This window comes from Azospirillum sp. UENF 112521, assembly GCF_058780665.1.
This window is the reverse complement of the sequence record NZ_JBSNCI010000004.1, coordinates 461,676-484,011: the sequence shown is the minus strand read 5'-3', so window position 1 is coordinate 484,011 and position 22,336 is coordinate 461,676. Positions and strand designations below refer to the sequence as shown.

Annotated in this window: 13 protein-coding genes; 10 read left to right on the top strand and 3 right to left on the bottom strand. The window is 61.9% G+C overall.

Annotation, left to right across the window (positions count from 1 at the left end):
* Window position 1 precedes the first annotated feature (1 nt).
* Window positions 2-922 carry a LysR family transcriptional regulator gene (locus ACWPN8_RS22790; protein ID WP_492242395.1) on the bottom strand — a complete coding sequence of 307 codons (921 nt, stop codon included), beginning with the start codon at window positions 920-922 and terminating at the stop codon, window positions 2-4.
* A 398-nt stretch (window positions 923-1,320) separates the two neighbouring features.
* On the opposite strand from ACWPN8_RS22790, the gene cas5c reads away from it, so the two are divergent.
* The 7 genes from cas5c to ACWPN8_RS22755 all read left to right on the top strand — a co-directional run bounded on the left by cas5c (window position 1,321) and on the right by ACWPN8_RS22755 (window position 10,909).
* Window positions 1,321-2,055, top strand: coding sequence for a type I-C CRISPR-associated protein Cas5c (gene cas5c / locus ACWPN8_RS22785; RefSeq protein WP_492242394.1), 735 nt, complete (start codon window positions 1,321-1,323; stop codon window positions 2,053-2,055).
* Window positions 2,052-3,884, top strand: a complete 1,833-nt coding sequence (gene cas8c, locus ACWPN8_RS22780; protein ID WP_492242393.1) for a type I-C CRISPR-associated protein Cas8c/Csd1 — start codon at window positions 2,052-2,054, stop codon at window positions 3,882-3,884. Before cas5c ends, cas8c begins: the two co-directional genes overlap by 4 nt.
* A 16-nt stretch (window positions 3,885-3,900) precedes the next feature.
* A complete protein-coding gene (cas7c, locus tag ACWPN8_RS22775; RefSeq protein WP_492242392.1) occupies window positions 3,901-4,926 on the top strand; it encodes a type I-C CRISPR-associated protein Cas7/Csd2 in 1,026 nt (341 codons plus the stop codon).
* Window positions 4,927-5,543: 617 nt separating this feature from the next.
* Complete coding sequence (locus ACWPN8_RS22770; RefSeq protein ID WP_492242391.1) at window positions 5,544-6,263, top strand: hypothetical protein; 720 nt, start codon at window positions 5,544-5,546, stop codon at window positions 6,261-6,263.
* 505 nt (window positions 6,264-6,768) lie between these two features.
* Window positions 6,769-8,964: a TnsB C-terminal domain-containing protein gene (locus ACWPN8_RS22765; protein WP_492242390.1), complete on the top strand. Its 2,196-nt coding sequence runs from the start codon at window positions 6,769-6,771 to the stop codon at window positions 8,962-8,964.
* Entirely contained in the window at window positions 8,943-10,115 is a 1,173-nt protein-coding gene (locus ACWPN8_RS22760) for a TniB family NTP-binding protein (RefSeq protein ID WP_492242389.1), read from the top strand. Before ACWPN8_RS22765 ends, ACWPN8_RS22760 begins: the two co-directional genes overlap by 22 nt.
* Entirely contained in the window at window positions 10,112-10,909 is a 798-nt protein-coding gene (locus ACWPN8_RS22755; RefSeq protein WP_492242388.1) for a TniQ family protein, read from the top strand. Before ACWPN8_RS22760 ends, ACWPN8_RS22755 begins: the two co-directional genes overlap by 4 nt.
* Window positions 10,910-10,946: 37 nt before the next feature.
* Here ACWPN8_RS22755 and ACWPN8_RS22750 read toward each other — a convergent pair whose 3' ends face one another.
* Window positions 10,947-12,179, bottom strand: coding sequence for a hypothetical protein (locus ACWPN8_RS22750; RefSeq protein ID WP_492242387.1), 1,233 nt, complete (start codon window positions 12,177-12,179; stop codon window positions 10,947-10,949).
* Between the two features lie 288 nt (window positions 12,180-12,467).
* Here ACWPN8_RS22750 and ACWPN8_RS22745 point away from each other — a divergent pair, with 288 nt between their 5' ends.
* From ACWPN8_RS22745 to ACWPN8_RS22735, 3 genes are all read left to right on the top strand, one after another.
* On the top strand, window positions 12,468-14,600 hold the full coding sequence (locus tag ACWPN8_RS22745; protein ID WP_492242386.1) for a KAP family P-loop NTPase fold protein: 2,133 nt from the start codon (window positions 12,468-12,470) through the stop codon (window positions 14,598-14,600).
* Between the two features lie 115 nt (window positions 14,601-14,715).
* Window positions 14,716-16,101 (top strand): tyrosine-type recombinase/integrase, encoded by a 1,386-nt coding sequence (locus ACWPN8_RS22740; protein ID WP_492242385.1) that lies wholly within the window; start codon window positions 14,716-14,718, stop codon window positions 16,099-16,101.
* Between the two features lie 267 nt (window positions 16,102-16,368).
* The gene (locus ACWPN8_RS22735; protein ID WP_492242384.1) at window positions 16,369-20,286 is read left to right on the top strand and encodes a hypothetical protein; all 3,918 of its coding nucleotides are present in this window, start codon (window positions 16,369-16,371) and stop codon (window positions 20,284-20,286) included.
* Window positions 20,287-20,758: 472 nt separating this feature from the next.
* Here the strand turns inward: ACWPN8_RS22735 and ACWPN8_RS22730 are convergent, their stop codons facing one another.
* A complete protein-coding gene (locus ACWPN8_RS22730) occupies window positions 20,759-22,288 on the bottom strand; it encodes a hypothetical protein (protein ID WP_492242383.1) in 1,530 nt (509 codons plus the stop codon).
* Window positions 22,289-22,336 lie beyond the last annotated feature (48 nt).

The window sequence follows — 22,336 nt, the reverse complement described above, 5'->3', positions numbered from 1 at the left end:
TTCAGATCGGCGCCGGGGCGTTTTCGGACAAGCTATCGACAAGCCGGCGGGCGTGGGCGGAAAGATCGGCAAAATTCCGGGCGCACAGCACCAGCAGGCGGGGCGCCCAGGGGTCGCTCAGCGGCATGACCCGCAGGCCGCCGCTGTCGAGCGCCCGCAGGGCTGCGGTCTCCGGCACGATGCCGACCCCGACCCCGCGTTCGACCAGCCGGCAGAGCGCCACCGGTCCGCGCACCCGCACGCGGTAGGACAGGCTGCGGCCGGCGCGGGTGGCGTGGCCGTTCAGATAGTCCTGCAGGGCGCTGCCGGCGCTGAGGCCGACGAAGGGTTCGTCCAGCAGGTCGGCGAAGGAAATCCGCTCGTGCCCGGCCAGCCGGTGCGACAGCGGCAGCACGGCGACCAGCCGGTCGCTGCGGAAGGGGCGGGTTTCCAGCCCGCCGAGATCGACCATGTCGGCGACCACGCCGAGGTCGGCCAGCCCGGCGGCCACCGCCTCGACGATGGCGTGGCTCGGCCGCTCCTCCAGATCGATGTCGATGCTGGGATTGTCGGCGAGGAAGCCGGCGAGCGCGTCGGGCAGGAATTCGTTGATCGCCGCGGTGTTGGACAGCAGCCGGACATGGCCCTTCAGTCCCTTGGCGTATTCCGCCAGCTCGCCGCGCATGCGTTCCAGCTGGTGGAGGACGAGGCGGGCATGGTGGACCACCGCGCGGCCGGCCGGTGTGGGGCGGACGCCGCGGCGGAAGCGTTCCAGCAGCGGGATGCCCAGCGCCTCCTCCATCCCGCGCACCCGCGCGCTGGCCGACGCAAGCGCCATCGCGCTGCGCTCCGCCCCGGCGGTGATGCTGCCGGTCTCGACAATGTGCAGGAACAGCCGCAGGTCGGTCAGGTCGAAGCGCATGGTCTGTCTGGATGGAACCATAAAACCTTACGAGAGCACCCATATAACGCACTCGCTGGAACCATAAAATAGTTCGCCACAACCGTGCTCGGAATGGACTAGCGAAGTGTTTTTGGTTCTGTGGAAATCCACATAAAGACAATCTTGTTTTGTAAAATTACCGCTGCGACCAGCACCCTGTTCTTGAATTTCAGTCTTCCAGTTTTGGCTCACCTATGTTTCGAAGGCCATGGAAGAAAATTTAACTGCATTTGAATGTTATAATAATAAATTTGAGTCGATAATAGTTTTTCTGAGAGAAAATTCACCAAAATTCCGTGATCTTAATTACTATATCCCCCATCGCAAAATCTGAAAGTTAGAATATTCTGGACCCGTTATGCCAAATTCTGGTGATAATTCCCATAAGTATATCGCTGATGACCAGTTTTTTTCGGAGGAAAATCAACTATCCTTCCGATAAATGCTTTTTGTGGGAGGCTGCTATGGGATGTGACGCCACATTGCGTGTCTCTGGTGCTCGCGCTTGCTTTTCATGCGCGGAGTTCAAGACTGAGCGTTCCTCCTATCCGGTCATCACGCCATCTGCCGCCCGCGGAATTTTTGAAGCTGTTTATTGGCGCCCCAGACTGCGTTGGGTCATCGACCGAATTCATGTGCTCAAACCGATTCGCTTCCAGTCGCTAACGCGCAACGAAGTCGGCGAGCGCATTTCGGCTATTTCCGTACGCCATGCAAAGCAGAGCGGTGACATTCAAAGTCTGCCGCGGAACGCCGCGGACATCCGGCAGCGCCGAGCCACGACTTTTTTGGTTGACGTCGATTATTTGATCTCCGCTCGCCTTCGTCTGACGGATGATGCGCCAAGCAGTGACAGGCTGGATGAACCCCTTACTATCTTTCGTCGTCGAGCCCGGCGCGGTCAGTATTTCCGCTCGCCCTATCTTGGCACCCGCGAGTTTCCAGCCGATGTCGCGTTGTGGGAGGGGCCATTGCCTGAGCACCAATTGCCCGATGACCAGCGCGACCGCGATCTCGGCCCGATGCTGCTCGACATCGACTACGCCAACAATCACGCCGCCCGGTTTTTCCACGCCATTCTGCGCGACGGCGTTATCAGCGTTCCACCCTTTGTTACGGCGGTGCGGCCATGACGGTCCTCGCCTCTCTTACCTCCCATTATGGCCGGCTGGAACGTCGTCGCGATGTCCCGTCCTTCGGTTTCACGCGTGAGCGCATTGCCTTCGGGCTGGTGCTATCGGCAGACGGCGAGCCCGTCGCCTGTGACGACCTCCGGCTTCCCGCTGGAGAACAGAACCGCGGCGGCGGGCAGTCGATGGCGGTTCCGCGGTCGTTCACGCGATCCGGCATCAAGCCCCGGCCCTTCTTCCTCTGGGACAACAGCCACTTCGTTCTCGGGCTCGGCAGCTCGCCGGAGGGCACGGAACCATCCGCTCATCCTGCCCGTGCCGAGGCCTTCCGTGATTGGCACGAGCGGCTGCTGGATGGCACAGAGGATCCCGGCCTCCTGGCGGTCTTGCGCTTTCTGCGCAGCTGGACGCCAAGTCGCTTCCGGCGAGCGCCATTCTCGCCGGCGATGCTCGATCGCACACTTGTTTTTCGCCTGCTCGACGATGTCGATGCCGCCGGTCGGCCGCGCTTTTTGCATGATCGGCCGGCAGCCCAGGCCGCGTGGGAACCCCATGCCACTGAGGGTGACCGACCCAAGGCAATGTGCTTGGTCACAGGCCAGGTTGCCCCGGTTGCTCGTCTGCACCCTGCGATCAAGGGTGTGTGGGGAGCCCCGACAACCGGCGCATCACTGGTGTCTTTCCACCAGCCTGCTTTCAGATCCCATGGCAAGGTCCAGGGTGATAACGCTCCCGTCTCGGAAGCTGCTGCCTTCCAGTACGGCGCGGCGCTCAACGCGCTGCTGGCACCGGGCAGCCGATCCAAACTCCGGATCGGGGACATCACCATGGTGTTCTGGGCTGACGCCGCCGTCCGTGGTGAGGCGGCGGCCCGTCGGATCGAGGCGCTGGTGGGCAGCCTGTTAGCGCCTACCGGACCACCCGCTCCTGCCATCAATGAAGAGGGGTGCCCGGTTTTTCGCCGTCGCTGGGAATGGCTGGATAAGCCTGCCGCTGCGCAAGCCGCCGCTATTGGCGTAGAGCCCAGCGTCCGCGTGTCTATCCTCGGCCTCATGCCGAACGGTCCACGCCTGTCGGTGCGGTTCTGGCAGGAGGTGACCGCGGGGGAGCTGATCGATCGACTGACCGCTCATTGGCACGATCTGCGGATCGAGCCACTAGCTTGGAAAATACCTCCCTCACCGGCGGCGCTGCTCTATGCCGTAGCACGGCAGGGTCGCTCCGGATCCGTTCCGCAGCAACTCGCCGGCGACCTGATGAGGGCGATCCTGACGGGAGAGCGTTATCCGTCGACCCTGTTGGCGGCGGTCCTCCAGTGTTTGCGTGCCGGCGAACCTGTCGATGGCCCGCGTGCTGCCCTGTGCAAAGCGATCCTCCAGCGTGCTGCCCACCGGCACCGGCGTGGCAGTGCCAATCCACACACCGATCCGGCCATGGAGGTGTCAGTGAGCCTCGATCGTAAGGAGTTCGATCAAGCCTACCGGCTCGGACGGCTGTTCGCTGTTCTTGAGAATGTCCAGCGTGCCGCCCTGGGACGGCTCAACGCCAGTGTCCGGGACCGTTATTACGGTGCGGCCTCGGCCACGCCGGCCAATGTCTTTCCTCTGCTGCTGCGCACCACCCCCCATCATCTGAAGGTGCTGCACAGGGAGCGCGTGACCCGCGGCCTCGCTGTCTGGTTCGAGCGCGAAATCGACGAGATCATGCGCGATCTGGACATGAATCTTCCGCGCCAACTGCAGCCGATGGCACAGGGCCGCTTCGCTGTCGGCTATTACCACCAACGCCATGCTCGCAAACCCGATTCAGAGGTTGCCGATACGGTTGCTTAACCGGAGGAATGAGCCCATGCCTGCTGTCTCAAACCGCTACGAGTGCGTCCTGTTTTTCGAGGTGAAGAACGGCAACCCCAACGGCGACCCCGACCTTGGCAACCAGCCTCGCCTCGATCCAGAAACCAGTCATGGGCTGGTGACCGATGTTTGTCTGAAGCGTAAAATCCGCAATTACGTCAGCCTGTTTCACGGTGATGATCCTCGCTTTGGAATCTACCTGCGCGATGGTGCCATTCTCAACCGGACGCACCGTGACGCCTATCGGGCGGTACGTCCTGGCGAAGCAGCGGTGGCAACGGCCGCCCGGCTGTCACCGCGGGACGATGACGAGGCGGCAGCTCTGCGTCGGTTTATGTGCGATCATTTCTTCGACGTGCGCACCTTTGGCGCTGTGATGGGCTTCGGGGTGAACTGCGGTCAGGTTCTCGGCCCAGTACAACTGTGCTTCGCCGAATCGGTCGAGCCGATCCTGCCGCAAGAGATCACGATCACCCGCATGGCAGCCACCGCAGAACCGGAAGAGCGGAACCGGAAGACGCAGAGAGCAAAGCGGCCCGGTCAGGACCTAAGGACCAACTTGGATAGTCTCACGCCGCTGCAGGAAGGAGAGGCAGCTTCTGACGACGAGCGCATTGAAAACCGGACAATGGGACGCAAGTACCGGGTGCCTTACGCCCTTTATCGTGTCCATGGCTATATCTCGGCCAAACAAGCAGAGGGCATCAGTTTCGATGAGAGTGACCTCGAGCTGCTGTGGACGGCGTTGGAGCGGATGTTCGACCATGACCACTCGGCTGCGCGTGGGGAAATGGCCAGCCGGCGGCTGATCGTCTTCCGTCACGATAGTGCCCTCGGCAATGCATCTCCCGCCAGCCTATTTCGGCGTGTCACGGTTCGGCGCCGGGTACAGGGGGCAACGTATGACCTTGCCAGCTCCGAGCTGGATACTCTACCGCCAGCACGGCGGTTCGAGGATTACGAGATCGACCTCGATCTCACCAACATGCCGGCCGGTGTAGAAGCGATCGTCCGGTTTTGAAGAAGCTTGTGGTTTGGTGGCTTGTCCTTGTTCCGCGCGAACCTCAAGCGCACAGCCGAATGTCGGAAGGTTCGTAATTGGTCAAAAGTGCTGAATATCTGTGTGTTAAAGGAGCTCGTAAAGCGATTGGATTTCCAGTCGCCGAGTCCTCATGAGACGGTTCGCAGATTTGGTACGGATTCAGTTGTTGGAACACGGATTTATGGTTAAGCAATTGCATCCCCTGCGGATGCGCGGATTGAAACACGATTGGACCAGGTGCCGACCCCGCGCCCTTATTGCATCACCTGTGGATGCGCCGATTGAAACATGGCCAGCAGACGCTGGTAAAGATGATGCTTAAGGTCTTGCAGCGTGGATGCCGCTTGCCTGTTCAACTCGGAAAGTCTGCATCTCTTGCGGGTGCGCGGATTGAAAACTGCATATCTTAGAGGCTGGCCTTATCACCGCATCGTTCATGTCGCGTGCGGGTGTGCAGTCTAAAGGTGATCTTCGCGATCATTGACCACTTGTGCTTCCTTTTAGTCAGATTCGGTTTGTTGCGAGCGTACGCTTTAGCGACATCAAACGGAGGAAATCAGCGGTTTAATCTCCAGTCCCATTGAGGAACCCAAGCCATGAAACCGTTGGATGAGGTCGTTTTCCGCTGGGAGGTTGCGCCTGTTCGCGCTCAAACCTCTTTTCGCCTCTCTTACCGATCTTGTTCCGGTTGGTACCAGTCAATCAAGTGTGGCGTCCAATTGCCCTTCGGGAGCTTGCTCGAACGCGATCTGATGGTGCTTCAGGACATCGACCCGGAGATTGATGCCTTCGCCCTCAAACCCGAAACCGTGATTTGGGCGGATGGAGGGAGTGAGCGGCGCTACATGCCCGACTTCAAGGTGATCACTCGAAACAACCGGGTCGTCTATCGCGAAGCCTTGCCCCAGCGGAAACTCGACGCCGACCCTAGCCTGAAGGGGCGACGGTCAAGGATCATCGATGCTTGTGCGGCGCGGGGGGCAAGTTTCGAGATCTGGACTGAAGCGGAAATCCGCAGACAGCCGCGGTTGACAAACTGCAGCCGTATCCGTGCCGCCGTGGCTTTCCTGACCCCGACCAATCTTTCCGTTGTTCGAAATGGGCTCGCGGCCGGCTGTCCGGTCAGCCTTGGCAGTCTGCAGATCGCACTCGGCCCGAACCCGGAATTCGTCGGCGCGTTACTTGGCCTCGTCGCTGTTGGCGAGCTCGCGCTCGACCTCAATGCCGCGATCACACCTGACACCGAGCTGCATCTTGGGAGGACCCCATGGCCACTTGCCGGCCCCTGGAAAAGCCGCTCAGGCACCCTGCTTTGAAGGCCACCGAGACCGCCCGGCTTTGGCCCGCCCACTTCCCAACCTTTCGGTCCTTTGTGGGTGCTCCTCCCAAGCATCGGGAGTTCGAGTATTGGCAGGGTAGGGTCACACTTGATCCGTCTGCGCGCGTCAGCTGCGCCGTGTGCTTGGAGCGGGGAATGGCGAAAGCTGAGTTCGAGCAGCGTCAAATCGATCTCATCGTGGTGCATCCGTTTACCGGCCGGTCCCTGGGTCGGCCCTGGCTGACAGTGCATTTGCATCGTGTCAGCCGCATCGTTTTGGACGTGCGCCTGAATTCCGAGGATTGTCTTCGGTCTTGAAGACCTCGCCTATTGCTAAGAGCGCGGATCTGGACCGGTCGAGGTCGAAGGAAATCAACCGCCTCAGCGCATCGGGACAAGGTTTTGATAGGCGCTCTTAAGCCTGGAGCGAGCCTTTCGCAACAAGAAAGGGATCTTCTGTCCCGCTCGGATCGCACGGAGGTTTGCAGTTTTGGGAGGACCGTATGAGCGCAGTGCCGCTTAGGTTCCAACCGGGAGATAGCCTGACCATTCGTGATGACGCCGCTGGGTCGGCCCTTTGGGTGGTGGTCGAACGCAAACGTGGCGGCTATTTACTCAAGCCGTTGGCAGGTTCCGATCCACGGACATGGTCGGACGATGAGCTTGACGACGCCTACGCCAGCCGCCGGCTAACTTATTACCCTTGCGACGTCAGGGGCCTGCCAGAGCATCTTGCCGAGATTCTGGATAAGACCTGGGAATACTGGCCAGAGGAGGTCCGGCGAGACGCTCAACGCCGTTTGGCCTATGTGATGATGGCGGATGCTCTGCGTTCCGCACACTCGACATGGCTGGATACCTTCACAGCTGCGGCCGAGGCCGTTTATTCCGCTCACCACGAGGAATGGGAAGCTGAAGACCGTGAACTCATCGCCAAGCGTGCTGGTGAGGCCATCGGCCGTCGTCGGAAGCCAGACTGGGGTAGTGCAAACTCGGTCGCTCGTTCTCCCATCCGTAAGCCGCATCCGTTGACCGTTCGGGGTTGGTACCAACTGTGGGACCATTACGGCCGCGATATCCGCATACTGATTTCTCAACAACATCGCCGTGGTAAACGTCGGCCGGGGCTGCCGCATGTTCCTGGTGCTGCTGACCATTATATGCTGATGAAAGAGGCCGTCCAAAAGCACTACCTCAGCATGCCACGTAAGCGGAAGACCTATGCTTTTCGAAAATATGAGGACGCCTGCAGGGCGGTCCAACTGCATCCGGCCAGCTATCGAACGTTCCGCTTGTTCATTGAGCGCAGCTATACCGATTACGAAGAGTACCAAAGGCGGTATGGGCGACGCGCAGCTTACCTGAAGTTTGGGATTTTTGAGCGCACCGAGCTTCCGGAACGACCATTGGAGGAGGTCGAACTCGATCATTGCCTGATCGATCTGATCGCAACGCATCCAATCACCGGCCGTCCCCTCGGCAGGCCGTGGCTGACAGCGCTTCTCGACCGTGCCACCCGTGTGATCCTGGGCGTTCACCTGAGCTTTGAGGTTCCCTCTTACGCTTCCCTGCAACGCGCATTGGCTCACGCTTTTTGGAAAAAAGACCTGTCTGGCATTGAGGGGCTTGAGCATGACTGGCCATGCCATGGGATCCCCGAGTGGATTTTCACCGATAATGGCCGGGAGTTGCGCTCCGATAGTCTGCGGCTGAGCGAAGCGATGCTGGATTTCGGTGTTGTCAATCTGCCGGTCAAATCACCCTGGCTCAAAGGGGCAGTCGAGCGGCTGTTCGGCTCGATTGGCGTCCAGGTCTTCAGTCACCAGGAAGGTACCGTGCTTTCTCGCACGAAGGATTTTTACAATCCAGTGGCGCGGGCTCGCCGGTCTCTGTTCGAAATCAACCAAATATTGCTAAAATGGATTGTAGATGAGTATCATGTCACGGAACATCCTGCGCTTGGCGTCACACCTCTTGAGAAATGGCTCCAATTAACTCTGCTTTACCCAGTCCGGCCTGTTCCCAGCTTCGACCAAATTATCCGCATGACCGGTGACCTTATTACCGGCTCCATTTCAAACGTCGGTGTTCACTACGAAGGTCTTCTCTATGCAGATAAAAAGGTACTGGAAGAGCTTAGGGCGCGACGTGGAGGATTGAATAAGAAGTGGACATTGCGGATAGATCCGTATGATTTGGGAGAAATTGCGATCCTTGATGACGAAAACGGCCAGTGGCATGTGTTGCCCTGTACCGACCAGGATATTTCCCGTCATATTAGCAAGTATCAGCATCGTGTCCATAAACTGATGGCCAAGCGCAACCTTGCCGCAGGTATGCCGATCACGATCGAGCATCTGCGAAAGGCGAAAGCCCTGGCAGAGGAGACCGTTCGCATCCAGTTCGAACACGGGACTCGCACTAGGACGGCGGCCCGGGCAGCCCGCTACGATTCAAATGGTGAAACCTTCACACCTCTGGCTGGTGGTTCGCTGACAGCCAACCGTAAGTATTCCTCGCTGGCAACAGCGGCGCTCCCATCGCCCGTTAGTATTTCTGTTCAATCTGAAATGCCAGCCGCTCGAGCCCCTGTTCCGCTTCCATCACTTCCGACACCGCCCTCTCCATCATCCATCCACTCTGATTTGGAGGATGAGGTTGAAAGGATTAGCGAGTCATGGTTCAAAAGCATGCGATGAATGCTGTCCACCTTCAAGGTATCGATCCCATCGTTTCCTTGGAAACGGCGGTGATGCCTCATCCCAGTCACGTTGAAGCTAAGGCTGCCATTGCTCGATTGCACAGTCGCTTTCAACCAGCAGGGAGCAGGTCATTGAAAGCCCGGGCTTTGTTGATTGTCGGTGGAACAGGAGCTGGAAAGACAACTGCTTTGGAAGACTACCACAGCGGGTATCGGGATCGCAGTCTGGAGAACACGATCAACGGCGCCGCGATCGTCTCGGATGCTGCTCTGCAGGACGCTGACGAACGTCGCATCATCTATGTCGAGGCCGCTAAAGGAACCACCCAGCGTGCGCTTGTTGCTGCGCTGCTCGGTGCGTTCGGCTATAGGGCGTCTGACCACTGGAACACCAGCGATATCATTACGAAGATTGAGTTCTATGCGGAGCAAATGCATACCGAAATGATCTTTATTGACGAGGGGCATCATTTGGTAAGCAGCACAAATCCCGAGCAGACAGAGGATGTCGCTGAATTCATAAAATCATTGCTCAATCGGACAAAGCGTCAGATCGTCATCGCAGGGTCTCCAACTCTTCTTCAGATCACCCGCTACCAGCAGCTCCATCGTCGTTTGCAGCCATCGGTCATTCTCACCCCCTATCATTGGGGCACGCTCACGGGACGCCGTAATTTCCTGCTCATTCTTAGTACCTTTGAAAAGTTGCTCCATCTACCGGAGCCCTCCGGCTTGGCGAAGCATGATTTTGCACGACGCATTTATGTGGCCACCGGCGGCGAGATTGGCATTGTATCGAAGTACCTCAGTGAAGCTCTATCCCGTGTGAAGGCTGAGAACCTCCGCACCATCGATATGAAGCTGATGGCTGAGGTCCATGACAGCTGGCATCGGAGTTATGCGCCTGATCAGATTCTGGACTTCGATATCCTTCTTGATGATGCTGATTTGCTGGAAAAGGCTTCGGCTAGTCGAGAAATTGATAATCCATTCCTTTGTAGCAATTCGGAGTTGAAATGCCTATGGAACAAACTGCAGGCTGACCGTGACACGCTCCTGGCTTCTGTGCGTGTTGGTGCGGACGGCTCACGTGTCACCAAGCTCAAGGCGACGGGGCGCGCGCCTTATACGCCTTTCACTCGGTCATGAAAAGGCCACCCCCTCACCTTCAGCCCATTCCTCTGCGGGTAAGACCGGCTCTGTTCGAGCCGGCCTACGGGCTTCTTGGGCGCTTGGCTGTCCGTCACGGCCACTCCATAAGCCAAGCCTTTGTCACTGAGATGGCCTTTGGCATCCCAGACTTTCTGCATGAAGTCGAATGTGGCCGTCGTTTGGCTGAACTCGCACGCCTGACCAGAACGGCTGAGGCGAATGTCGTCGCGTCCACGCTGGTCACGGATCCGACAGGAACTCTGTGGATTGGTACTGAGCGAGTCAGCGCGACGGCAAACCATCGTGCCGTCAGTGCTGCTGGACGCGTTTGTCCGCACTGTTTGCGCGCTGATATCGAGATGCGGGATGGGCCAGTGACCTGCCGCCCGCACCGAAGGGTTTGGTGGGACTTGGTCGGAGTGGTGAGTTGCCCGCTCCACAAAGTGCTGTTGCTTCACGTCTGCCCCAATTGCGGGATGCATCCGTCACGTGCTCCGGCGTCACCGCGCTATTGCCGGTGCGGTCAGGATCTCATCGGGCTGACTAGTTCCTCCCTCGACGACACGGATCTTGCGGCGGACCGGTATCTGATCGGGCGCCTCGGTGTCGTTGCAGCGTCGAGGCATTCGTTTCTTGATCGCTTGCCCCTGCACGACGCTGCCGTAGCAATGTTACGAATTGGGCAGGCAGCTGTGCTTGGAGCGAGAGTGACGCGCTTCAAGAACCATAAGATCGAACCGACATTGCAGGCCAAATTGGCCTCGATAGGGTTCCGAGAAGCCCTATCGTAGACAGGCGGTACGGCCTCCCGCGCACCTCTTTATCCAGTCAGCGTCCGGGGGGCAGGAAGCTGAGGTCGCAGGCCCAGACTCGTTCACCGCCGCGGTCAGCGATGTCGCGGACCACGCCAGCCTTGCCGAGCTGCTCCACCAATAGATGCACCCCACGCAGCGACAGGCCGCAGCGCCCCTTCAGCTCGCCCGCCACCCGGCTGATGGTGAAGGCGGGACGGTCGTGCAGCCAGTCCAGCACGTCGGGCAGCCGCGAGCTGCTGCGCCGCGGCGTGGTGGCCAGCCGCGCCTCCCAGTGTTCCTGGACCAGATCGAGGTGGTGCAGCCGTTCCAGCTCATGCGCCACCAGCTCGGGCATGCTGTCGAGGACCCAGCGGGTCCAGGCGCCCTCGGTTCCGGCCAGGGCAAGCCGGTAGCCGGTGACGTCGCGGGCAAGCGCCGCCGTCAATGGTGGCCAAGCATGGTATAGGTGACAGGCACTGCGGATCAGCTCGGGGGCGCCGAGCCACACCACCACGCTCCACCACGAGGTCGGCGGCCGCTCTGCCGCAACCGCAGCCCGCAAGGCCGCGCTCTCGGCATCATCGTCCGGATTGCGGCGGTCCGGCGCACCTGGGTCGGGGCGCAGCGCCAGGGCGCGGATCGCCGCCGCCGCCCCGAGCAGGCCGGGGGCGGCCTCCAGGGCCTCGGCCACCGCCTCCAGCGCCGGACCGGCATCGGCGGCGCGGGCCGCGCCAAGGCCGACCGGACGGCCGCCCTGGGCAACACTCCAGCGCCGGTGCAGCTCGTCCAGCCAGGGTTGGGTCCAGGGCGTCAGCGGCGGCGGGAGGGCAGCGGCCTCGTCGCCTTCCTCGTCGTCCAGGTCTTCGCTGCCCCCGAGGTCGACCGCCTCCAGGGCAGCGATCGAGGCGCGCACCGCGGCCACGACATCGGTCGGGGCCTCCTCTGCGGATAGAAGCACCTTAGGCTGGACGGTTCCACACTCCGGCGGCAAAGTGGTGGTCAGGCCGGCCGGCAACTGGGCGAACAGCGGCACCAGCAAGGCGGCGCGGGCGGCCTCGCCCCGGGCATGCTCCGGGGCAGCCAAGGCACGCTGGAAGTCATGGGCGTCGAGGCGGTGGCCGTCGAGGCGGATCACGGCGGCGGCCGAGCGGCGGGCGGCATCGGCGGCGAGGCGCCGGCGCCGCGCCGGGTCGGCGAGCGCCTGATCGAGGCGGCCGAGCGCGCGTTCGGCGGCGAGTAGGGTGGGGAGGAGAGAGAGGATCATCATCCTCGGCACCGAAAGTTCCATGAGAGTTCAGTCGATTGCAGTGAATGTAGGTAGCTACATCGACATCGCCAACGCGGAAATCCTCAAAACGATAACGACTTGATAATGACACTTATCGAGGGGTTATCATTGACGGATTCAAAAAAGGGCACCATCCTGGCGCCTGATCTGGCCGTTCCCACCGTCCTTCCGGCGGGGCGCGGCCCCCGGCGGATCGTCCCTCGCCAGTCATTGCGACAGCAATGGCCAGCGGGTGCTCCGCCCTCACGCCGCAAGGATGTGCCCGCGATGAGCGACCGTCAAGATACTCCCGACGCGGTCCTTCCCGAGCACCGGCCCGACCGGCCGATCACCACCGCCGGCGAGGACACGCTCGGCCGCGGCGAGTTCGTCCGTCGCCTCGCTCGCGCCCTGGTGACCCCGGCTGGCCGGGCTAGCGGCGTGGTCGTCGGGCTGACCGGGCCGTGGGGCAGCGGCAAATCGTCGATCCTCAACCTGCTCGAGACTGAGATCAAGACTGCCCATGAATCGGCGGTGGTGGTGCGCTTCGACCCCTGGCTGGTCAGCGGGCGCGACGATATTATTACGCAATTCTTCGCCGAGCTTCTGGCCACGATCAAGACGGTGGGCACCAACAATCCGCAAACCGGCAAGGTCGCGGCTCAACTGACTGGCCGCCTGACCAAGTACGCGGCGAACTTAGCACCGGCGACCGCACTACTGGGCCTGCCCATCCCTGGTCTGCGGGAGGCGCTGAAAGCGGTCGGAGAGGCGTTGGATCGGACGGAAAGCCTTGCCGCTCAGCATAAAGATCTGAAAGCCTGCCTTGAGGGTGTCGAAGTACCAATCGTCGTTCTTATCGACGAACTCGACCGCGTCGAGGATGCCGAGGTCCGCGCGGTCGCTCAACTGGTTCGTGCCGTTGCCGACTTTCCCGGCATTTCGTACCTGCTGGCTTACGACCGCGACCGTGTCGTCGAAGCGTTGGGTGCAGGGGCGGCTGACGAGAGGGAGGCGCGTGGCAACGCCTATCTGGAGAAGATCGTCCAGTTGGAGCTGCCGTTGCCCGTCACTCTGACGGGCGAGATCATGGCCCTAGTGATCGCAGAGCTGGAAGCGGCGGCGCCGGCGGGGCTCCTGCCGGTCGGTTGGCGCAATGACCCGCGCTTTGACCAACTCGTGTCGACTGCCGCCGGCACGCTGATGGCCACGCCGCGCGACATCCGTCGGGTCTGCGGCATGTACGCGGCTCTGGCGCCGATGGTCGCCGGCGAGGTCGACTGGGCGGACCTGCTCGGATTCATCATCCTGCGCGCCAAGGCGCCCGAAGTGATCGAAGCCATCCGCCGGCAGCCGGCGCTGGTCGTGCAGGATCCCCCCATCCATCGGGAAGGCACCGACTGGCAAGAGGTGCTCAAGGGCGGGCGAGCCAATCCGGGAGAGCTGATGCTTCGGTTGGGCGTGGACGTAGCGTCGCCGGCGGCGCGCCTGCTGGGGGTGCTGTTCCCACGTCTGAACCCCGGCGAGATCCGGGAGGATCGCGAACCGCCAGACGGTCTGCGCCGGTATGGCGCGCTGATGACCCTGTTGCGCCTTGGTCTGATGCCCGGCGCCATTTCCCGACAGGATGTCATGGCGTTTCTCAAGCTTGGTGATGAGGCCATGCTGGAGCATGTTCGGTCCGCCGCGATGAAGCAGCGGCTCTGGGCCTTGCTCGACCGCTTGGCGGGAATTTACGACGATGTCGGGGATGGCGATCCGACGCGAACCCTTCGGGTGCTCGGCGCGATGCCCCGTGTGGTCGTCTCGACGGCCAGCGTCGCCAGCGGTACTGGGATCGGCACCGTCACCGCGCTCTGCCGCTGGTTCGATCGGTTTGCCGAGATTGTGTACCGTCGTGGTGACGGGGCGCGGCTAGAAATGGTCCGAATCGCCCTGTCAACTCTCATCGGCGCCGGTGAGTTCGATGCCCCGAGTTGGCTCCTGCGCCACCATTTTTTTGCCCATGGGCTCTTCGGCCAGCCCGCGCGGGAGCCCAGCGGGTGGCTTCCGGCCGCGATCGTGCGGGAGTTGGCCCATGACTTGGGCGCCGCCGTCGTGGCCGCCCATATCGGTGATCGGCTGCTTGCCAGCGTCGAAAGCGCAGAGCCCCTGCTGCTGGCCCATGAGGTTGATGTCTGGGGAGCGGAGCACCGAGAAGCGATGACTCGGCAGATTCAGCACGACGATGCCGCGCTGGTCAGGTTTGTCCGGGCCTTCCACGGGGAAGGTTATGTCGAAGATGATGTCCTCGAGCGGTTTGTTGACACCGCGATCTTGCGGTGGCGACTCAATACCGTCGATGAGCAGGCTCCCGCATGGAGCGAGTCCCGATTCCAACGATCCCGGCTGAGGGCCATTCAACGTCTGGGAGCCGCGTAATGTCCACCAGCCCATGGTCTGGGGCACCTGACAGCCACGTCTTGGCCGCATGCTCCGAAAACCCGTTCGCGATACTATAGTCATGACCCCGGTGAAGCGGCAAGGAGGGGCGGCCATGGATGAGGCGGACGCTGCTGCAGCAGTCATCGCCATTCCCTTCGCCTTCGTGCCGTCGCTATCCCGCAGCGATGTCGAGGCCCTGCGCGCGGCCTTTGCAGCCCGGACTATGGCGGCGTCTACCCGGCGCGCGCTGGTCGGTGATGGCAAGCTGTTCGTGACCTGGTGCGGTCAGGCCAAGCGCCAAGCGATGCCGGCCAGCCGGGAGACGGTAGACGCTTTCCTGGCCGCGGCTTCGGCCGATGGGCGGTCGCTCGCTACCCTGCGGCGCTACCGCAGCTCAATCGCCTGGTGGCACGCCGCCGGCGGCTTCGCCAACCCCTGCGCCGGGTCGGCCGTGGCGGTGCCGGTGCCAGTGCCCGACTTGACCGACACCGCGATGGCGGCGCTGCACAGCTTCATGGACGTTGCCCAGCGCGGCTATGCCAAGGCGACGCTGCGCGCCACCGAGGCCGACATCCGCCTCTTTGCCGGCTGGTGCGGGCAGCAGGGGTTGTCCTGGCTGCCGGCCGAGCCGATGACCGTCGGGCGCTACATCCGAGAACTCGGTGGCTCTCGCAAGCCGGCGACCGTGGCGCGCTATCTCGCGTCGATCAGCCTGATCCACCGCGCCGCCGGGCACACCGACCCCTGCCGGCACTGGAGCGTGACGCTGGAGCGGCGCGGCCACGCGCGCGAGGTGGGTTCCGAGCGGCTGCAGGCGGCGGCGCTGACCGACGCCGTTCTGGCGCCGATCCTCGACCGTCTCGATCCCGCCCAGCTCGACCGGCCGAAACCGCTGAAGCCGATCGATCTCCGCGACCGCGCGCTGTTGCTGGTCGGCCGCGACACCCTGGCCCGCGCCGACGAGCTGGTGGCGCTGCGCTGGGCGGACCTCCTCCCGGTCGATCTTGCCCTGAACCCAGATGCGCGGCCGGGCGAGGCGACCATTCGCATCCGTCGTTCCAAGACCGACCAGGACGGGCAGGGCGCCGAGGCCTGGCTGTCGGCCGAGGCGGTGGCGGCTCTCGCCGCCTGGCGGGCGGTGGCACCACGGTGGCCGGCCGACGCGGACGGGGAGGGGCCGCACACCCGGGACGGGGCTTTTCTGTTCTGCCACCTGTCGCGCAGCGGCGCCGGCGAACGGATGAGCACGGCGGCGGTGCGCCGCGTGGTGGAGCGGCGCACCGGCGAAGCCAACCCGCTGGCCGTCGGCTTCAGCGGCCACAGCTTGCGTGTCGGTGCCGCCCAGGACCTGCTGGCCGCCGGCGTCGATCTGCCCGGGCTAATGCAGGCGGGGCGCTGGTCCTCGCCGGTGATGCCGGCGCGCTACACCGAGCGCTTGCGGGCAACAAGGGGAGCGGTGGCCCGGGTCCGCAGAGCGCGAGGATCGGCTGACACCTGATTGCCCATCCAAGATGGAGTCTGCCGGGTCGGCTCTATTACGAGGAATAGAGTCCGGACGGATGCTTTGTCCGCTGCTTTCTCTTGTGCATCCTTGAATTCCAGGACGAGTGCCCCACGACATCGTCCGGTCTTGATCAGAAGCCGGCACCGATTCGGGCAGCACCCTCAACTTCACTCACTTGACGACGGCGTGTTTCATAACGAGCATACGTCGAAGCCCAATCGATTTAGGCGGGAGGAATGGGCGGCAAAAAGGAGCCGTGACATGGCAATGCAGATGCTCGATCACCCTGAGGTGCAGGAGGCAGGTATTCCTGATCGCCAAGGGATTGAACGGGCATTGCTGTCTGGCAAACCCTTTGCAGGCATCACTCTGGAAATTCCAGCTCAGAGGCGATTGTTTCGTTATCTGCTCGACCAGCCAGACCTTCCCTCGTCACCCTTTCCTCTGCCTTATCTGGACGGCCTGAAGGCCGCCTTTCTCGGGGATGACGCAACTGAGCGAGACGGTCATGAGGTGCCTGGCGTTTCGGCAATGGACGCGGCGGACAAGGCGACAAAAGTCCAGTGGCTGTCCCGCATTGAAACCCGGTCCTTTGGTGGCCTCAACGCTCTGAACGGCGAACCCTTCATTCTCAACATCAGCCGCGAAGGAGTATGTGTCGAGGGTTACAACGGCCGGGGTAAGACGTCACTGGTCAGCGCCATCGTGTGGGCCTTGACCGGCCATCGGCTCATTCCCCAGGCCGGCCCGGTCAAGGATGTCAATGACGCCCATCCGCTTTATGAGCCCGCCGTCCCCGAAGGGCAACTCAAGGAGACCCGCCTCAAGGTGGCGCGCCGCTGGCCGCCGGTGATCGCGTATCCTTGGAGCACCCCGTCCGAGGACATCACCGCGGTCAAAGGCCGAGCCGAGGTGATTCTGACCTTCACGGACGACGCCGGCAATACGACGGAACTCCACCGCTCTCTTTCCGAAGATGGCGTCATGGAAGAGCCGGATTTCACCGCACTGGGCGTCCCTGACATCGCCGTCGAGATCGCCGTGATGATGCCCAACCGCATCCCATTCATCGGCGTGAACACGAGCGAGAACGAAATTGCCGCTCTGGTAAAGCTGCTTGGGCTTGAACCCCTGGGTAGGCTCGCCGATCACGTCAGCGCCCTGATCCATGGCAACTCCACCTTCATGAGGTCGCCGAGCGCCAAGGATATCACGGACGCGGAGCGGCGCTTCCAGGAGCACGTCGGGCGTGCCGACGAGGCATTGCGCGGGCTTTCGATCCATGTTCCGCCGAAGGCTGCGCTGTCCGCTACGGTTCGGCATGAGCGGGAAGCGCAGGCACGGCAGTTCGCCCAGGAACTCGCCGGACAAGCTGCGAAGATGCTTCAAGCCGTTGCCGGCATCATTGCCGATGCTATTGATTTGAGCGTGGAGGGCAATCGCAAATCCGTTGCCGGGGCCATCGCTCGTCTGCACGGCTGCTTCGACGGTGACCGGCTGCCAGAAGTTCCCCTGGTCATCTTGTTCGAGGCTCTCCGTCAGGCGGAAGAATCGGAACAGCTCGCACGCATTCGGCAGATCTTGGTGGAGGTTCGTGACAAGTACGGCCGTGCCCAGGTGATCCGCGAACGGCAACTGGCCGATCACGCCTTGCGGCTCAAGGCCGTGGCCGCGCGTTTTCACCACGAGACGCATGGGGAAAGCGTACCGGTCACCCATTGTCCGTTGTGCCGCAAACCGCTCTCGGACGCCGACGGGCAAGCCTTGGCCCAAGAGCTCGAGCAACTGCGGGAGGAAGCAGGACGCGTTGAAAAGACCTTCAGTGAGTGCTGCCGTGAGCTATCGGACGAGGTAGTTGCCTCCATTCCGGAAACGATCAGGAAGCACAGGGGCACGGACCCCGGAGCCGATCCAGCGCGTAGTGTGGCCGAAGCCTTACGGCGCGTTCTCGAAGACAACATGGATCTTGGCATCGTTGCCCAAAAGGCACGAACGACCGCCGTCCGCCGACTGACCAGCGCTCTGGCTGACCTGCCGACCTGCAACAGTCATCAGGCTCGCACTCTCGATGGGCCCCCACTTGTCGGAGAAGACGATCGGTTGCGCAAAGCGTTCGATCGTGCGGGTTGGCTGTTGATCTGGGCGGAGTGGTGGTCTGCGGCCAAGCCTGCCGTTGCTGCGGCTTGGAAAGCCGCAATGGGGACGGCAGACGATCCCAAAACCCTTCTGGGCGCTTGTGCGGCAGTGGACGACGCCGTTGATCGGGCGAAGCCATTCGAGACCGCCGCAAAAGCACTGGAGGATGCGGCCACCGCGGCGAAGCGCCACGATGACCTGGGTCGGGAGCGTGACCTGAAGGACGCCATCAAGGAAGCCCTCTTGCCGCTCCGTGAATTACGGACCTACGTGAACCAGGAGGCGGAGGCGGCACTGGCATCGGTTTCCGATCGGGCGGCAACCATATTCGAAAGCGTATACGACGGCCGCATGCTGGTCGCCCCGGAGGCTGTGGCAGGTCAGAGAGGCCAGACCCAATTCATCGGCGCTTTCGGTCATGGCGGACATCGGGTCGACGCCCGATACTTGGCCAATACGTCGTGGCTCCGTGCATTTCTATGGTCGTTCTACCTCGCTTTCCGCGAGCGTGCGATCCAGCGGTTCGGTGGCATCCCCCTGCCTTTGCTGCTGGCCGATGATCCTCAGGTGAGTTTCGACAGCGCGCACGCCAAACGCTGGGTACAGCATTTCCGCGGCATGGCGCAGGTGGGGTTGGCTCAATTCATCATTACGAGCCACGACGAAAATTTCCTCAAATGCTTGCGCCTCAACAATTTTCCTGCCCGGCCCATCATGGTTCTGGGGCTTAATTTGAACTCTACTAAGCCGAACCTGATTTTCGATGGGGATGCATTGAAGCGGTGTTGGGAAGAGTTTCAAGGGGCTAAGACATCGAATTGCGATGTGGAGCGCCATGCACAGAATTACATCAAGGCCCTTCGCGAGCATGTCGAGGCCGTGTGTGAGGGGCTGCTTCGCAATGCTGGCGTACGTGTCACCGACACGACGGTAGGCGGACTGTTGAAAGAATTCAAGAAGGCGGACATTCCGGGGTCCTTGCGGCTGGGAGGAGTTCAGGAATTTGCGGATGAACTGGAAAATCAGTCCGTGTTCCGCCGCACCATGAATGAAGCCCATCATGAGGCCGGGCTTCGCCAGCTCGACAGCAAGGATGCCGAGCTGGTTCACCAAGTTTGGCAACATGCGTTAGAAAGTCGGCTCTTTGTTGCGTGTCGGGAAGTCGAACTGCATCAGGCCGGCAACGGCACGGTCGCCCGCGGCGCCTTGGGGCCGCCGGCTAAAGTGATTCCGCTGCGCGGGAAAGACCATTTCCTGGCCCGACCGTTGCTTTTCGCCGGGCGTGTTGCAGCACTAACCGGCGGTCGGGTGGTGATCGAAGCGCCGGAAGTCGAGCAGAAGCCGCGGAAGCTGGCTCCTTTCGGCGCGGTGATGGCAACCACCGACAGCTTGGCGCCCTTGGTTCGGGCTGGCGATACGATCCTGGTGCATATGGTAAAGCGGCCGGCTGACGGCGATCTGGTCGTTGCGGCCGCCGGCGACCGTCTGCTGTTGGGCCGGTTGCATGAGGATTCCCCTCAGGCTCCGGTTGTCAGTCTCGCAGCCATGTCGCAGACAGTGGACCGACCGGTGGCGCCGGTCCGCTTTCCCCGCGGAAGTGCGGAACTGAAAGCCGTGACGGGCGTGATCTGGCGTTCCCGTATTGCCCTTGGGGCACTCGGTGTAGCCGACGATATCGCTGAACTGGGCAGCGACGATGCCATCGGTCTGCCGGCCGATGCCTACTTATTCGAGGTCGACGGCGTCAGCGCCGAACCACGGGCCTTGGACGGGCACTCGGTCATTGCCGGAGCTTGGGTAGACGGGATGGGGATGCTCGACCTGGAGGGGAGGATCGTCATCGCTGCGTGCGAGGGCGAAGATGACACGGAGCAGTTCTATCTAAAACGTATTCACTTCGACGGTGAAACGGCGTGGCTGGTCAACATCAACCCCGATCACAACTCTCTGCCAGTGCGTGTCTGCTGCAGCTTGACGTTTCTGCCACGCCTGAAGCGGTTGGCTCCGGTGATCGGGGTGCTGTTCGATCGTCGGAAATGTTGAGGGGCAATCGTCCATTTACCCTGGATAATTCACCAGGTTTGAAGCTGGGGCGGTGGGCGCGAGTTTAAACCGCTGAATTCGTGTATGATTCTGGTGCTGAAACAGCCTCACCACGGATCAACTGTAAAACAGCACGCGGTCGAGGCCCCAGAGTTCCCATCTTTACCAACACGTTCCCACGCCGATCGGCGTCAGAACCCTACGCCGATTCACAGCCTCAGACCTCCACGCCGGTTTGCCGGCCGTGCCGCATCCCGGACTGGTTCGTCATTGTGTCTGCCGCCGCAGAGCCCCTTTCCCTTTGCCTGGACCGGAGCCGGATTATTCCGACCCCGGTGGAGGGCGCTATCAGTGCAGCAGCTGGATCAATGGGGGGCTCGAGCGGGCAGCAAGGTGGCCGATGCGGGATCGCCGAAATCGGGCGCCGACCGGCTGCCGTCCTTTATCCAACCCCGTTGATCGTAGCCGATCATCAGGAACTCTTGTCAGAGGTAGATAGGGCCTTTCGAGCGGACAGAAATTCTTCTAGGCCGGGATGTCGCAGGCTCTTCTTCAATTGTTGGAGTGATACCCGGCCGGCGGACAGCAGTTCCACGGCTTGGTCCTGCCATCGTAAGAGCCTGTGATGAAGCAGTTGATCGGAAAACTCGTCGCCCATGATAGAGCTGGCGCCCGGTAGTCCTCCCCCGATGTAAGCATCGCAGATCGCGAGTGTTTCCCTCTTCGTTTTGACAAACTGCACCGCCAGCAGGGCAACAATGGCATCCGGTGGGCATGAATTGGCCCAATGCTCGACGTACAGGCGCGACCATACGGTTTCGACATCGCAGGCGGCGGACGCCTCAACCAGAAAGCAGGTGTCACGGGTATAAGGGGCCATGGCCTGGACGGAGCTGAGGTCGGGCCGCTCGATGATGATCCGACGATAGCCATGGGCATGGGCGCTCTCGATGGAGGGCAACACAGGCAGGCCTCGGAAGTACTCCGACAGCGGGGCCTCCCCGCCGTAGCCGATGCGGTCGTTGGCGATCACGCGGGCGGCGGGGCCAGCGTGATCCGTCAGCGGCATCGTCGCTTCCAGCAACCCCTTGGCTTCTGTTTCGAAGAATCCGGTTCCCAGGACCACGCAGCCGAAGGGGCGGCGCCGGACGCCTTCCTCCAACGCCCTGGAGAGGGCCTCGGGCAGTTGCTGCGTGGTTGTGAACGTTTGCGCCGCCGGCAGCAAGGCGTGGCTATCGACGAACGGTTCTTTGACCAGCATCTCGCCATCCTCTGTTACGATGCCGAGCACATCGGTCACCACCTCTTGCGGATCGTCGATGTCCAGGCGCAGCAGGAGGTCGATATCCCTGTGGAGATTGGTCGGCTGGGGGGTCTCCACCAGGACGATGACGCGAACCGACGCGTCCTGGACCAGGTTGCTGGCACAGATCATTCGGTCACTGTGGTCCCGCCAGGATTCCTGCACGAGGAGTAACGGCCCGAGCACGAGCAATGTACCGCTCGGAAGGCGGCTCAAACCCGGCGAGAAAAGACCGCTGTCGCCAAGGTTGATCGCCGAGCCAGAATCGGCTCCCAAGCCTTCGGTGTAGGTCAGCGCGCTATCGGTTGCGGCTTGGTACCGGCGAATCGCCGCATCAACAGCCTCTTCCGAGGTGGCCACGTACAACCCGGGCATGGGACCATCCGGCCAGATCGTCGTCGCCATGCGCTCCGGTGCCCGCTCGCTGAGAAGCGCCCGCTCGAGCGCTTTCGGGGCGACGGCAACGCCGTGTTTCACCTCCAGGCGTCCGGTCAGCCGGGCGATGGCCCGGTCATCGAGACGGGCTTCCGCAACTCGGGCCGGAAAGGCAAGAACCTCGGGCCAATTGCGCAGCCCTGGGAGGGCTGCGAGCAAATCGAGTGCATGGCCATGCTTGATCGTCAAATCATGGGAAGCGAGATAGGCACGCAGGGGCTCAGCCAATCCTTTGAGGATCTGGGCGTCCATGATGATCTCCATCGGGCATCGAACCGGTGCACGCGTTGCGGAAAGCCCTTGGGGATCACA